This window comes from Shigella sp. FC1661, from assembly GCF_001712525.1.
Taxonomy (GTDB): Bacteria; Pseudomonadota; Gammaproteobacteria; order Enterobacterales; family Enterobacteriaceae; genus Escherichia; species Escherichia coli.
In genome coordinates this window covers 1-14,548 of the sequence record NZ_MDGW01000610.1, presented here as the reverse complement: position 1 = coordinate 14,548, position 14,548 = coordinate 1, and the positions used below count along the sequence as shown (strand labels likewise).

General features: G+C 48.2%; 14 protein-coding genes and 4 pseudogenes. 8 read left to right on the top strand and 10 right to left on the bottom strand.

Going from position 1 to position 14,548, the window contains the following annotated elements:
* Nucleotides 1-182: pseudogene (locus BFF42_RS26530) on the bottom strand (IS1 family transposase); the annotation flags it as partial.
* A 110-nt stretch (nt 183-292) separates the two neighbouring features.
* Nucleotides 293-931: an outer membrane protein OmpW gene (ompW, locus tag BFF42_RS26525; RefSeq protein ID WP_000737226.1), complete on the bottom strand. Its 639-nt coding sequence runs from the start codon at nt 929-931 to the stop codon at nt 293-295.
* Between the two features lie 239 nt (nt 932-1,170).
* Here ompW and BFF42_RS26520 point away from each other — a divergent pair.
* The 4 genes and pseudogenes from BFF42_RS26520 to yciA all read left to right on the top strand — a co-directional run.
* Nucleotides 1,171-1,260 (top strand): annotated as a pseudogene (locus BFF42_RS26520) (YkgJ family cysteine cluster protein); the annotation flags it as partial.
* A 27-nt stretch (nt 1,261-1,287) separates the two neighbouring features.
* Nucleotides 1,288-2,031 (top strand): YciC family protein, encoded by a 744-nt coding sequence (locus BFF42_RS26515; protein WP_000028541.1) that lies wholly within the window; start codon nt 1,288-1,290, stop codon nt 2,029-2,031.
* A gap of 29 nt (nt 2,032-2,060) precedes the next feature.
* Nucleotides 2,061-2,600 carry a septation protein A gene (locus tag BFF42_RS26510; protein WP_000808667.1) on the top strand — a complete coding sequence of 180 codons (540 nt, stop codon included), beginning with the start codon at nt 2,061-2,063 and terminating at the stop codon, nt 2,598-2,600.
* A gap of 104 nt (nt 2,601-2,704) precedes the next feature.
* Nucleotides 2,705-3,103: an acyl-CoA thioester hydrolase YciA gene (yciA, locus tag BFF42_RS26505; protein ID WP_000108161.1), complete on the top strand. Its 399-nt coding sequence runs from the start codon at nt 2,705-2,707 to the stop codon at nt 3,101-3,103.
* A 38-nt stretch (nt 3,104-3,141) separates the two neighbouring features.
* On the opposite strand, the gene tonB is transcribed toward yciA, so the two are convergent.
* The gene (tonB, locus tag BFF42_RS26500; RefSeq protein ID WP_165851699.1) at nt 3,142-3,870 is read right to left on the bottom strand and encodes a TonB system transport protein TonB; all 729 of its coding nucleotides are present in this window, start codon (nt 3,868-3,870) and stop codon (nt 3,142-3,144) included.
* A gap of 214 nt (nt 3,871-4,084) precedes the next feature.
* Between tonB and BFF42_RS26495 the strand changes: the two genes are divergently transcribed.
* Nucleotides 4,085-4,381, top strand: a complete 297-nt coding sequence (locus BFF42_RS26495; RefSeq protein WP_000967595.1) for a YciI family protein — start codon at nt 4,085-4,087, stop codon at nt 4,379-4,381.
* Nucleotides 4,382-4,680: 299 nt separating this feature from the next.
* Nucleotides 4,681-5,933, top strand: a pseudogene (gene kch, locus BFF42_RS26490) (voltage-gated potassium channel protein).
* A gap of 54 nt (nt 5,934-5,987) precedes the next feature.
* Here the strand turns inward: kch and BFF42_RS26485 are convergent.
* Complete coding sequence (locus BFF42_RS26485) at nt 5,988-6,161, bottom strand: YciY family protein (RefSeq protein ID WP_001309467.1); 174 nt, start codon at nt 6,159-6,161, stop codon at nt 5,988-5,990.
* A 142-nt stretch (nt 6,162-6,303) separates the two neighbouring features.
* Here BFF42_RS26485 and cls point away from each other — a divergent pair, with 142 nt between their 5' ends.
* Together cls and BFF42_RS26475 are read left to right on the top strand one after the other, a co-directional pair.
* The gene (cls, locus tag BFF42_RS26480; protein WP_000214507.1) at nt 6,304-7,764 is read left to right on the top strand and encodes a cardiolipin synthase; all 1,461 of its coding nucleotides are present in this window, start codon (nt 6,304-6,306) and stop codon (nt 7,762-7,764) included.
* Nucleotides 7,765-7,798: 34 nt separating this feature from the next.
* On the top strand, nt 7,799-8,128 hold the full coding sequence (locus BFF42_RS26475) for an HI1450 family dsDNA-mimic protein (RefSeq protein WP_000366959.1): 330 nt from the start codon (nt 7,799-7,801) through the stop codon (nt 8,126-8,128).
* Between the two features lie 52 nt (nt 8,129-8,180).
* On the opposite strand, the gene oppF is transcribed toward BFF42_RS26475, so the two are convergent.
* The 6 genes and pseudogenes from oppF to BFF42_RS26445 all read right to left on the bottom strand — a co-directional run.
* Nucleotides 8,181-9,185 (bottom strand): murein tripeptide/oligopeptide ABC transporter ATP-binding protein OppF, encoded by a 1,005-nt coding sequence (oppF, locus tag BFF42_RS26470; protein ID WP_000994889.1) that lies wholly within the window; start codon nt 9,183-9,185, stop codon nt 8,181-8,183.
* Nucleotides 9,182-10,195, bottom strand: coding sequence for a murein tripeptide/oligopeptide ABC transporter ATP-binding protein OppD (gene oppD / locus BFF42_RS26465; RefSeq protein ID WP_000110943.1), 1,014 nt, complete (start codon nt 10,193-10,195; stop codon nt 9,182-9,184). The genes oppF and oppD overlap by 4 nt, the downstream gene beginning before the upstream one ends.
* A gap of 11 nt (nt 10,196-10,206) precedes the next feature.
* Nucleotides 10,207-11,115, bottom strand: coding sequence for an oligopeptide ABC transporter permease OppC (oppC, locus tag BFF42_RS26460; protein WP_000979649.1), 909 nt, complete (start codon nt 11,113-11,115; stop codon nt 10,207-10,209).
* A 14-nt stretch (nt 11,116-11,129) separates the two neighbouring features.
* A complete protein-coding gene (gene oppB, locus BFF42_RS26455; RefSeq protein WP_000911105.1) occupies nt 11,130-12,050 on the bottom strand; it encodes an oligopeptide ABC transporter permease OppB in 921 nt (306 codons plus the stop codon).
* 85 nt (nt 12,051-12,135) lie between these two features.
* Nucleotides 12,136-13,767 carry an oligopeptide ABC transporter substrate-binding protein OppA gene (gene oppA / locus BFF42_RS26450; protein ID WP_039059273.1) on the bottom strand — a complete coding sequence of 544 codons (1,632 nt, stop codon included), beginning with the start codon at nt 13,765-13,767 and terminating at the stop codon, nt 12,136-12,138.
* 455 nt (nt 13,768-14,222) lie between these two features.
* Nucleotides 14,223-14,548 (bottom strand): annotated as a pseudogene (locus BFF42_RS26445) (IS1-like element IS1B family transposase); the annotation flags it as partial.

Below are 14,548 nucleotides of genomic sequence, written 5' to 3'. Positions count from 1 at the left end.
CATGGCCATATCAATGATTTCTGGTGCGTACCGGGCTGAGAGGCGGTGTAAGTGAACTGTAGTTGCCATGTTTTACGGCAATGAGAGCAGAGATAGCGCTGATGTCCGGCAGTGCTTTTGCCGTTACGCACCACGCCTTCAGTAGCGGAGCAGGAAGGACATCTGATGGAAATGGAAGCCACGCAAGCACCTTAAAATCACCATCATACACTAAATCAGTAAGTTGGCAGCATTACCCTTTATGCCATGTCCTTATTGACCCCGTATATTACGGGGTCGTTTTTGTGCGGAATTAAAAACGATATCCTGCTGAGAACATAAACACCCACGGATCGAGGCGTACGCTATCATGTTGCTGTGCACCGCCCAGCTTATAATTGGCGGTGGTATCGATATCCATGTACCAGACTGACATGTTAACCAACCAGTCACGGTTAATCAGATAATCAACCCCCACCTGCCCGGCAGCTCCCCAGGAATCTTTCAGACTGAGATCGGAAAGCCCTGCCTCTTTGCCATGATCGTTAAATCCATTATCAAAGAAGGTGGTGTAGTTAATACCTGCCCCAACGTAAGGACGGAATTTGCTGCTGGCATCACCAAAATACCACTGCGCCATCAGTGTTGGTGGCAGATGGTGAACGGTTGCAATATCGCCGGTCGCCCGGGTGCCGATTTTATGGCGGAACGGCGTCGCTGCCAGTAATTCCACACCAATGTTGTCGGTCGCCATATAAGTAAACGTCAAGCCCAGTTGAGTGTTATTGGTCACGCTGAATCCACCCAGACTTCCTAACGTACCACCAGCACCTTCTGTTGGACGTACGGTTGCAGAACCTGCACGCATAAAAAATTCGCCTGCTTCATGCGCAAAGGCACTGCCAGAGAGAAGAGTTGTTACTGCCAAAGCCGCCACTGTTAACTTTTTCATATCCGCTCCGTCGTTATGGTTATAAAAACGTGACGAATATACCTACATTGGAGTAACAAATGATCCTACATAGATCACATTACATATGATAATTCACCCTTTATTGATCTGGATTAATTTAGAAGTTGCATTGAGAATCCTGGTTAACGTGATTTAAATCAATTTTTAAATATTTTCGCTACGCAAATATTAACTCGATCGCCACTTGCCGCGGTTTGCCCACGCCTGAAGGCCAGCAATTACCTCCGCTTTACAAAGATATGCTTTTCCATACAAGACCTGATGCTGCCACCCGAGGCTTAACCAGGGTACAATTGCCCGCTAATTAACACCTGCATAAAACTCAAGGAGAGTGCATGTCTATCACGGCGCAGTCCGTATACCGTGACACCGGAAATTTCTTCCGTAATCAATTTATGACCATTCTGTTGGTATCGTTGCTATGTGCGTTTATCACAGTGGTGTTAGGGCATGTTTTCTCACCCAGTGATGCACAGCTTGCGCAGCTCAATGACGGCGTGCCCGTTAGCGGCAGTAGTGGGTTGTTCGACCTGGTTCAGAATATGTCACCGGAACAGCAACAAATTTTGCTGCAGGCTTCAGCGGCGTCCACTTTTTCAGGATTAATCGGTAACGCCATTCTCGCCGGAGGCGTAATATTAATTATCCAGCTGGTGTCTGCGGGTCAGAGAGTCAGTGCGCTGCGAGCTATTGGTGCCAGTGCGCCGATATTGCCAAAGTTATTTATTCTGATTTTTCTGACTACCCTTTTAGTACAGATTGGCATCATGCTAGTGGTCGTTCCGGGAATTATCATGGCCATTTTACTGGCCCTGGCACCGGTGATGCTGGTACAGGACAAAATGGGCATTTTTGCCTCGATGCGTAGCAGTATGCGGCTGACTTGGGCGAATATGCGTCTGGTGGCACCCGCAGTACTGAGCTGGTTGCTGGCAAAAACACTGTTGCTGCTTTTTGCCTCTTCTTTTGCCGCATTAACCCCGGAAATTGGTGCCGTACTGGCGAACACCTTGAGCAACCTGATTTCAGCCGTATTGCTCATCTATCTGTTCCGTCTGTATATGTTGATTCGCCAATAACCTTAAGCATTTGATTACGGAATCGTAAAATGAAGCAGTTTCTTGATTTTTTACCGCTGGTTGTCTTTTTCGCGTTTTACAAGATTTATGACATCTATGCGGCTACTGCGGCGCTGATCGTCGCCACGGCGATTGTGCTTATCTATAGCTGGGTTCGCTTTCGTAAGGTTGAGAAGATGGCCCTGATCACTTTTGTTCTGGTGGTCGTCTTCGGTGGCTTGACGCTGTTCTTCCACAATGATGAGTTTATTAAATGGAAGGTTACAGTCATTTATGCTCTGTTTGCGGGAGCCCTGTTAGTCAGCCAATGGGTGATGAAAAAGCCGCTAATTCAGCGGATGCTGGGTAAAGAACTCACGCTGCCGCAACCGGTATGGTCGAAGCTGAATCTGGCCTGGGCTGTTTTCTTTATCCTTTGCGGTCTGGCAAACATCTACATCGCATTCTGGCTGCCGCAAAATATTTGGGTCAACTTTAAAGTCTTTGGACTGACCGCCCTTACCTTAATCTTCACATTGTTAAGCGGTATCTATATCTACCGCCACATGCCGCAGGAAGATAAATCCTAACCAGACTGCCAGTCCTTCGGGGCTGGCGCTGTATCTCCTCTGTTCTCCTCAGGAAAATCATAGTAGCATCGCGCCTGTGATTTTCCTTTTAAGTCGGTTTTACCATGTCTACAACACATAACGTCCCTCAGGGCGATCTTGTTTTACGTACTTTAGCCATGCCCGCCGATACCAATGCCAATGGTGACATCTTTGGTGGTTGGTTAATGTCACAAATGGATATTGGCGGCGCTATTCTGGCGAAAGAAATTGCCCACGGTCGCGTAGTGACCGTGCGGGTTGAAGGAATGACTTTCTTACGGCCGGTTGCGGTCGGCGATGTGGTGTGCTGCTATGCACGCTGTGTCCAGAAAGGGACGACATCGGTCAGCATTAATATTGAAGTGTGGGTGAAAAAAGTAGCGTCTGAACCAATCGGGCAACGCTATAAAGCGACAGAAGCATTATTTAAGTATGTCGCGGTTGATCCTGAAGGAAAACCTCGCACCTTACCTGTTGAGTAATAGTCAAAAGCCTCCGGTCGGAGCTTTTGACTTTCTGCTTACTGAATTTCGGTGGTGCCGTTAATTTTAAACAGGATATTCACCACAATCTCACTGCCTGGCTTACCCGGCTCATAACGCCATCTGCGCATCGCATTTTTCACCTCACGCTCAAACATGTTCGCAGGCTTGGCTGAGAGGATTTGTACGTTATCCACGCGACCATCCGGCGTGACGTCAAATTTAACTTTAACCTGCCCTTCAATGCGCAATGCCTGTGCTCGTGCCGGATACTGCGGCTGATTACGGCTTAATGCGCGTGGCCCTGAAGCCACACTGGTAACCGGCTTGCTGGTTGCAGCCGTTGCTGTACTTGATATCAGGCGTGCCGGTGCCGTATTTTCAAACGGTGATGCCGGACGCGACTCTACGGGTTTGATATCGCGTTTTGGCTGCTCCTGTACCTTTTTCACCGGCTTCGGTTTTGGCTTAGGTTTCGGCTTCGGCTTTTCAATGACCACCGGTGCTTCTTTTGGCGGTTCGGGGATCGGCTCAGGTTCCGGTTCTGGCTCTACCACCGGCTCCGATGGCGGCTGAACGGCTTGTGGCGGTTCGAGATCAGCAGGCGCAACCATCGTGACAGAAATTGGCTGCGCAGGCGCAGGTAGTTCAATAACCTGATGTACCGAGGTATAGAGCAGACCCGCCACAACAGCACCATGAATGCAGACCGAAAGTAACGTCGGCCAGGGGAAGCGGCGAGGTAAATCAAGGGTCATTGAAGTCATAATCATTTCAGTAGAAAAACCAAGCCTCGATTTTAAATGCAAATAGCAATCATATTCAATAAGGTAAGACGATCAGGATCAGTGAAAATGTCATTTTTGCCGTAATTAACCTTACTTTATACATGGTCTTAACAAAGACATCATCTTTCCGTTGCAGATCTTCGCCCTTTCAAATAACGTACTTTACAACTTTCCCGAACAAGGAGTTGTGCCCGTGTTGTATGTTATTTACGCTCAAGACAAAGCTGATAGCCTCGAAAAACGCCTTTCCGTTCGTCCGGCACATTTAGCACGTTTACAGTTACTGCATGATGAAGGTCGTTTGTTGACAGCTGGTCCAATGCCAGCGGTAGACAGTAACGATCCAGGGGCTGCGGGATTTACTGGCTCAACCGTTATTGCTGAATTTGAATCGCTGGAAGCAGCTCAGGCCTGGGCCGATGCTGACCCGTACGTAGCGGCAGGAGTCTATGAACACGTTTCAGTGAAACCATTTAAGAAAGTGTTCTGAATAGAGATTCAATATTTAAGGGCACGGTTTTTGCAACCGTGTTCTTGTTTGGCCTTTCCTTATAGCCGGTCAGTGCATTCACCACCACAAGCAGATAATAACTTTATCTGTATTTCTTTATATGATGTGAGCATATTCAGGAAAAATGACCTTTCCTGAGGTACAGTTGCTCGCTCAAAACCTTTGATTACTGCGGATAAAGTCATCTACTATTGTTTAACACATTCACGCGCTGCATGTATGTTCAGAAAATGTGCACGCTAAGATAATTAAACAAAATTGTGGTTACAGAGGTATCAGTGAGTCACTGGGCTACATTCAAACAAACAGCAACAAATTTATGGGTGACCCTACGGCACGACATTCTCGCGCTGGCCGTCTTTTTAAATGGATTGCTTATTTTTAAAACAATCTATGGTATGTCGGTCAATTTGCTAGATATTTTCCATATCAAAGCATTTTCAGAGTTGGATCTCTCCTTGCTGGCAAACGCCCCACTATTTATGCTCGGCGTCTTTCTTGTCCTGAACTCCATTGGCTTACTGTTCCGGGCAAAGCTCGCATGGGCAATCAGTATCATTTTGTTGTTGATAGCGCTAATTTATACCCTGCATTTTTATCCCTGGTTGAAATTTAGTATTGGATTTTGCATTTTTACGCTGGTGTTTTTGCTGATACTGCGCAAAGACTTCTCCCACAGTAGCGCCGCAGCCGGGACAATTTTTGCATTTATTAGTTTCACGACATTACTGTTTTACTCAACCTACGGTGCGCTTTATTTAAGCGAAGGTTTTAATCCGCGAATAGAAAGTTTGATGACCGCGTTCTATTTTTCGATAGAAACCATGTCAACCGTCGGCTATGGCGATATTGTCCCTGTTTCTGAATCAGCACGATTGTTCACTATTTCGGTCATTATTTCCGGTATTACCGTTTTTGCCACATCTATGACCTCAATTTTTGGTCGCTTATCCGCGGGGGATTCAACAAACTTGTAAAAGGAAACAATCATACAATGCATCGTAAAGATCATTTTATTGTTTGCGGACATTCGATTCTCGCCATCAATACGATTCTGCAACTGAATCAACGCGGACAAAACGTAACGGTTATCAGCAACTTGCCTGAAGATGATATCAAGCAACTTGAGCAACGCTTAGGCGATAACGCTGATGTTATCCCCGGTGACAGTAATGACAGTTCAGTATTAAAGAAAGCGGGAATCGATCGTTGCCAGGCCATTCTGGCGCTGAGTGATAACGATGCAGATAACGCGTTTGTTGTACTCTCGGCAAAAGATATGAGCAGTGATGTCAAAACAGTTCTCGCCGTCAGTGATAGCAAAAACCTGAATAAGATTAAGATGGTACATCCGGATATCATTCTCTCACCGCAACTGTTTGGCAGCGAAATTCTGGCGCGAGTTTTAAATGGTGAAGAGATTAATAATGATATGCTCGTTTCAATGTTGTTGAACTCCGGTCATGGCATTTTCAGCGATAACGATGAACAAGAAACGAAAGCTGACAGTAAAGAATCGGCGCAAAAATAGAGTTTAAAGATAGAGGAGTAAACTTATTGGGCACCGCAATGGTGCCCAGTACATTTAGATATTGTAGATCGCAAACAATAACGAGTTACGCTGTTTGTTTAGAATGCACTTCCTGATGCTGTGGATACGCATATTTCGGCGCGATTGCCCCTCAAGCCAACGCGATTTACGTCGGCTAGCCTGACGCTGCATGCGCCAGCGCCCCACTTCCGTTCTACTCCGCTTCATGTTAACTACTCTATGCAATAACAGAATGGTCATTATACCCCCGCCCCCGACGCTGACCAGTGCTTTTCCCGCGTTTTTATTTGCCAGATGAATCCATATGCGTAAACTCATAACAATGCGCTTTCAAAAGGATTTCTAATCTATGACAACCGTTTATACGTTGGTGAGTTGGTTGGCCATTCTGGGATACTGGTTGCTCATTGCAGGCGTAACTTTACGCATTCTAATGAAACGACGCGCAGTTCCCTCCGCGATGGCCTGGCTGTTGATTATTTACATTCTGCCGTTAGTCGGAATTATTGCCTATCTTGCCGTTGGCGAGCTCCATTTAGGCAAACGCCGCGCTGAGCGCGCCAGAGCGATGTGGCCTTCCACCGCAAAATGGCTTAACGACCTTAAAGCCTGTAAGCATATCTTCGCCGAAGAAAATAGCAGTGTCGCTGCGCCATTATTCAAGCTTTGCGAGCGTCGTCAGGGGATCGCTGGGGTCAAAGGGAATCAGCTACAACTGATGACCGAGTCAGATGATGTGATGCAGGCGTTAATCCGCGACATCCAGCTCGCGCGCCATAATATTGAGATTGTGTTTTATATCTGGCAGCCCGGCGGCATGGCGGACCAGGTGGCTGAATCATTAATGGCCGCTGCGCGACGCGGCATTCATTGCCGATTGATGCTCGACTCCGCCGGGAGTGTGGCTTTTTTCCGCAGCCCGTGGCCCGAGCTAATGCGTAATGCCGGTATTGAAGTGGTCGAAGCCTTAAAGGTCAATCTGATGCGTGTGTTTTTACGCCGTATGGACCTGCGCCAACATCGCAAGATGATCATGATCGATAATTACATCGCGTACACCGGCAGCATGAATATGGTCGATCCTCGCTACTTCAAACAAGATGCGGGCGTAGGGCAATGGATTGATCTGATGGCGCGTATGGAAGGCCCCATCGCCACCGCGATGGGGATTATTTATTCCTGCGACTGGGAGATTGAAACCGGAAAACGTATTCTGCCGCCACCACCAGATGTCAATATTATGCCGTTTGAACAGGCCAGCGGTCACACCATTCACACAATTGCTTCTGGCCCCGGCTTTCCGGAAGATCTCATTCACCAGGCATTATTGACTGCGGCTTATTCGGCGCGTGAATATTTGATCATGACCACGCCCTACTTTGTGCCAAGCGATGATTTACTTCATGCGATTTGCACGGCGGCACAGCGCGGGGTGGATGTCAGTATTATCCTTCCGCGAAAAAATGACTCGATGCTGGTCGGCTGGGCCAGTCGCGCATTCTTTACGGAACTTCTTGCTGCTGGGGTTAAAATTTATCAGTTTGAAGGCGGGTTACTGCATACCAAGAGCGTGCTGGTCGATGGCGAACTAAGTCTGGTTGGCACCGTTAACCTTGATATGCGTAGTCTGTGGCTGAATTTCGAGATTACCCTGGCAATCGACGATAAAGGTTTTGGTGCAGACCTTGCCGCCGTTCAGGACGATTATATTTCGCGTTCACGTCTGCTCGATGCCCGTTTATGGCTAAAACGTCCATTATGGCATCGTGTCGCCGAGCGACTGTTTTACTTCTTCAGCCCGTTGCTGTAAAACATCTCCAACAGAGGTTAAACAGGTAGTGACTATGGATATGGATCTAAACAATCGCCTGACTGAAGATGAAACGCTTGAGCAGGCCTACGATATTTTTCTCGAACTGGCTGCCGACAATCTCGACCCAGCTGATGTTCTGCTGTTCAATCTTCAGTTTGAAGAGCGCGGCGGCGCGGAGTTATTCGATCCGGCGGAAGACTGGCAGGAACATGTTGATTTCGATTTGAACCCGGACTTTTTTGCCGAAGTGGTGATTGGTCTGGCGGACAGTGAGGATGGTGAAATCAACGATGTTTTCGCCCGCATTCTGTTATGCCGCGAAAAAGATCACAAACTTTGCCATATCATCTGGCGGGAATAAATAATCGCTTTCGGCGTGAAAAAGGGCTGACAACTGTCAGCCCTTATTGTGTTTAAAGCGGATCGACTTTCAGGCAAGAAACGGCGTGTCTGAAACTCCCTTCCAGCACAGGACGTGTTTTGGCGCACTCCGGACCGGCAATCGGGCAACGGGTACGGAAAACACAACCGGAAGGCGGGTTGATCGGCGACGGTAATTCCCCTTCCAGTAACTGGATAGTTTTGTTCTTCTCCAGATCCGGATCAGGTATGGGGACTGCCGACATCAATGCCCTGGTGTAAGGATGTAGTGGATTGTGGTAGACCTCATCATAGGTCCCCAGTTCTACCGCATGGCCGAGATACATCACCAACACACGATCGGAAATGTGTTTTACCACGGCCAGGTCATGAGCAATAAAAATTAATGACAATCCCATCTCACGTTGCAGCTGCTGGAGCAGGTTGACCACCTGCGCCTGAATTGACACGTCCAGCGCCGACACCGGCTCATCACAGATAATCAGCTTCGGTTCAAGAATAAGAGCACGAGCAATCCCGATACGCTGGCACTGCCCACCGGAGAACTCATGCGGATAGCGGTTAATCAGGTTAGGCAATAACCCGACTTTCAGCATCATCGCCTTCACGCGCTCGCGAACTTCCTGACGTGACATTTTCGGATGATAAGTACGCAGTGGTTCAGCGATGATCTCGCCGATGGTCATGCGCGGGTTTAGCGATGCCAATGGATCCTGGAAAATCATCTGAATATCACTGCGAACGGCACGCCATTCATCGGGCTTAATGCCCAGCAACTCTTTACCTAACCAGGCAACATGACCGTCGGTCGCTTTAACCAGGCCAATGATGGCGCGAGCAAAGGTGGACTTACCGCATCCCGATTCCCCTACCACACCTAATGTTTCCCCTTCATACAGGCGAAGCGTGACACCATCGACGGCTTTGAGCGTTTTCGGCGGTTGCCAGAACCACTGTTTGCCATCTTTGATTTCAAAGTGCACTTTCAGATCGGCGATTTCAAGGAGGACTTTTCTTCCTTCGGTTACAGCATTCATAACAGTTCCTCCACCGGTTTAAAGCAAGCACACAGACGGCCAGGCGTAAACTCTTCCAGCGGCGGTGCGCTACTACAAATTTCCATCGCATGCGGACAACGTGGCTGGAACGGGCAACCTTTCGGTAATCGCAGCAGGTTTGGCGGATTACCCGGGATGGTCAACATTGTTTCACCTTCCGCATCGAGACGCGGCACCGCGTTGAGCAAACCGATAGAATAAGGATGAACGGGTTGATAAAAGACATCGCGCGCGTTGCCATATTCCATCGTGCGCCCGGCGTACATTACCAGCACTTTGTCACAGATCCCCGCCACCACGCCAAGATCGTGGGTAATCATAATGATGGCGGTATTAAATTCCCGTTTCAGTTCATTTAATAGCGTCATGATCTGCGCCTGTACGGTGACGTCCAGCGCTGTAGTGGGTTCATCCGCAATCAGCAGCTTAGGTCGACATAGCAATGCCATCGCAATCATAACTCGCTGACGCATGCCACCAGAAAACTCGTGCGGGTACATTTTCATGCGTTTACGTGCTTCCGGCATTTTTACCGCATCGAGCATCCGCACCGACTCTTCAAACGCCTCAGCTTTGCTCATGTTCTTATGCAGCATCAGCACTTCCATCAACTGCTCACCGACGCGCATATAGGGATTCAACGAAGTCATTGGGTCCTGAAAAATCATTGAGATTTGTTCAGCGCGCAGTTTATTGAGTTCATGCTCTGGCAAATTGAGGATTTCACGCCCATTGAAGGTTGCCGATCCGCCAATACGTCCGTTGGCAGCCAACAGGCCCATCAACGCAAATGCAGTTTGCGATTTACCCGAACCAGACTCACCTACAATACCCAGCGTTTCTCCGGCACGTAGGGAAAAATTCAAATCATTGACCGCCGTGACGTCGCCGTCCGGGGTACTAAAGGTGACACGCAAATCTTTCACGTTCAGCAGTGCGTCAGCCTGTTGTTGTGCGAGCGGCACAGTTGCAGTTTCAATTACGCTCATGGCTGCACTCCTTAACGATCTTTCGGGTCGAGGGCATCACGCAAGCCATCGCCGATAAAGTTGAAACAAAACAGCGTCACCACGAGGAATCCCGCTGGGAACAACAATAACCATGGAGAGACTTCCATCGAGTTCGCGCCATCACTCAGCAATGCACCCCAGCTGCTTAACGGCTCTTGCGTACCCAACCCCAGGAAGCTAAGGAAAGATTCAAAGAGGATCATGCTGGGCACCAGAAGTGATGCGTAGACCACCACCACACCGAGTACATTCGGCACAATGTGGCGAATAACAATGCCCGATGTCGATACACCGCCAACTTGTGCCGCCTCAATAAACTCTTTGCGCTTCAGACTCAGGGTTTGCCCACGCACAATACGAGCCATATCCAGCCAGGAAACCATGCCTATCGCCACGAAAATCAGCAGGATGTTTTGACCGAAAAAGGTCACCAGCAAAATGACGAAGAACATGAATGGGAAGGAGTTGAGGATTTCCAGCAGACGCATCATTACCGAATCCACTTTACCGCCCAGATAACCGGAAAGCGAACCATAAAGTGTCCCGACGACCACAGCCACCAGTGCCGCAGCAACACCGACCATGAGTGAGATACGCCCACCAATCGCAACGCGCACAAGCAGGTCGCGACCGGATGAGTCAGTACCAAAGTAGTGACCGGACTCCATATCCGGGGCGCTGGACATCATCGCCCAGTCAGTATCGTCATAGGCAAACTGGGAAAGCATCGGTGCCAGGATTACAAATAACGCGATCAGCACCAGCACCATCAGACTGGCAACCGCCGCACGGTTATGAATAAAACGTCGACGTGCGTCCTGCCACAAGCTGCGCCCTTCGACCTCCAGCTTTTCACTGAAATTTTCCAGCGTCTCGCTGTTTTTCTTACTTAACATCATCGCGAGCTCCAGTATCAGTAACGGATTTTCGGGTCGATAACCGCATATAGCACATCGACAATGGCATTAAACAAAATGGTTAAAGCACCAACCAGGATGGTCAGGCTTAACACTAAGGAATAGTCACGGTTCAATGCGCCATTAACGAACAGTTGTCCAATCCCCGGCAAACCATAAATGGTTTCGATAACCATAGAACCGGTAATAATGCCGACAAATGCGGGGCCCATATAAGAGAGCACGGGTAACAGAGCAGGTTTTAATGCGTGACGTAAAATGATCCGCCGCATAGGTAACCCTTTCGCCCGGGCAGTACGAATAAAATTGGAGTGTAATACTTCAATCATAGAGCCACGGGTAATACGCGCAATACTGGCGATATAAGCGAGTGACAACGCCACCATCGGCAATATCATGAATTTAAGCGCCCCACCATTCCAGCCACCGCCCGGCAGCCAATGCAAAATGATCGCAAATATCATGACTAATAATGGTGCAACCACAAAACTGGGGATAACAATCCCGGTCATTGCCAGCCCCATCACGGTATAGTCCCATTTGGTGTTTTGTTTTAATGCGGCAATAACGCCAGCACTAACACCCAGTATTACCGCAAGGAAAAATGCTGCGGCTCCCAGTTTGGCAGAAACGGGAAAACTGGATGCAACCAAGTCATTGACCGAATAATCTTTATATTTAAACGATGGACCGAAATCACCGTGCGCCAGTTGTTTCAGGTAGCTGAAATACTGTGTCATGATCGGATCATTAAGATGATATTTCGCTTCGATATTGGCCATCACTTCTGGCGGTAAAGTACGTTCGCCGGTAAAAGGGCTTCCCGGCGCGAGGCGCATCATAAAGAACGAAATAGTAATAAGAATAAATAGCGTCGGAATCGCTTCCAGACAGCGACGTAGAATAAATTTTAACATTGCCCTACCTTCTGGCCTGTGCCTTCTGTAATGCGATAAAAATCAGACACCGTGGAGCAGGACACTCCTGCCCCACGTATTGCCATTAGTGCTTCACAATGTACATATTCCGGGTATAGGTATTATCCAGCGGATCTTTGCCGGTATAGCCACCAACCCACGGTTTCACCAGACGCGCATTCACGTAGTAATAAACAGGAACAATGGCCGAATCCTTATCCAGCTGTTGTTCTGCTTTAGTGTACAGAGCTGTGCGCTGCGCCTCGTCAGTCACTTTCAGCGTTTCCGCCATAATGCTGTCAAAGGCCGGGCTCTTATAATGCGCGGTATTCATCGAGCTGTTCGAAAGCATGGTGTTCAGGAAGGAAGTTGGTTCGTTGTAGTCAGCACACCAGCCTGCACGGGCCACATCAAAAGTACCCTGGTGACGGGTGTCGAGGAACGTTTTCCACTCCTGGTTAACCAGTTTGACGTTTACACCAATGTTTTTCTTCCACAATGAAGAGGCAGCAATCGCCAGCTTTTTATGCAGATCGGAGGTGTTATACAACAGGTTGATGGTCAACGGTTTGTCTGCGGTATAACCCGCTTCAGCCAGCAGTTTTTTCGCTTCTTCGTTACGTTTTTCCTGGCTCCAGCCAAACCATTCCGGCTGAGTCAATTTTGCGCCATCAGTATACGGTGGAGTGTAACCATAGGCGGGCATGTCGCCCTGCGCTTTCACTTTATTAACAATGATATCGCGGTCCATACCTAGTTTCAGTGCGGTACGCACACGCACATCGTTGAATGGCGGTTTCTGGTTGTTAATTTCGTAATAGTAAGTGCACAGGTATGGATCAACGTGAACTTCGTCCGGGATCTCTTTTTTCAGCTTCTGGAACAATTCGATCGGCATGTTGTTATAAGTCATGTCGATTTCACCACTACGGTAGCGGTTGACATCGGTAACTTCAGAAGCAATAGGCAAATAGGTTACCTGGTTAATAACGGTTTTCGCGTTGTTCCAGTAGGTCGGGCTGCGTTCAAGAACGATTCGTTCGTTTACGACCCAATCTTTTAAGGTATAGGCACCGTTGGTGACGATATTACCAGGCTGGGTCCATTTTTCGCCGAATTTCTCGATAGCGGCTTTTGGCACCGGTGAAGTTGATGGGTGAACAAGTAATTTATAGAAGTACGGAACGGGTTCACTTAAGGTGACTTCTAATGTGTGATCATCAATAGCTTTCACGCCGAGATCGGTAATCGTTTTTTTCCCTTCAAGAATTTCATCAATACCGGCGATATGCCCATATTGCAGATAACTGGCATACGGAGAAGCAGTGTTCGGATCAACAGAACGTTGCCAGCTATACACAAAGTCTTGTGCTGTGACTGGCGTACCATCAGACCATTTCGCATCTTTACGCAAATGGAAGATCCAGACTTTCGCGTCTTTATTATCCCAGGATTCAGCGACGCCAGGTGCCGGATGACCGTCAAGATCGCTGACCAGTAAGCCTTCAAACAGGTCTCGGCTGATATTAGACTCCGGAACACCTTCAATTTTGTGCGGATCTAATGACTGAACTTCTGAACCATTGTTACGTACCAGCGTTTGTTTTTCCGCCAGTGTGACGCCTGCGGGTACATCAGCTGCCAGCGCGACATTCCCTGCCATTAGCGCAGCCAGAACGCCAGCTGCTACTAAACTTCTCTTGGTGATGTTGGTCATTGTTTTTTGGACTCCCTCATTATAATTACTGGTATTAACCAGCATGTGTAATCCCGGATTGGGACCCTGCACAGGCTCGGAGACTTTCTGCTGTCAGGTTACTTTATCGTTACGGATTGCTATCACCGACTTTATTTATTCTGGTGATTCAGACGATCACCTTATGTCGATTCGTACTGTGTCTCCCCTATCGAGACACATTATTCTTTCGCGACGCTCTTTAATTGTTAATTATTCTCATTACCAATAAAGAATCGTCTGGCGGTTGCCCGGAAAGTACCAAATGCGGTTCTTACTCGCCAATACATTTTGCAAAATTGTTAAGCAATTCTCTTTTATTGACCGTATCAGAATCTATAGCTTGCATCCATGCCTTAACAGGTAATGACTCCAACTTACTGATAGTGTTTTATGTTCAGATAATGCCCGATGACCTTGTCGGTAATGACTCCAACTTATTGATAGTGTTTTATGTTCAGATAATGCCCGATGACTTTGTCATGCAGCTCCACCGATTTTGAGAACGACAGCGACTTCCGTCCCAGCCGTGCCAGGTGCTGCCTCAGATTCAGGTTATGCCGCTCAATTCGCTGCGTATATCGCTTGCTGATTACGTGCAGCTTTCCCTTCAGGCGGGATTCATACAGTGGCCAGCCATCCGTCATCCATATCACCACGTCAAAGGGTGACAGCAAGCTCATAAGACGCCCCAGCGTCGCCATAGTGCGTTCACCGAATACGTGCGCAACAACCGTCTTCCGGAGCCTGTCATACGCGTAAA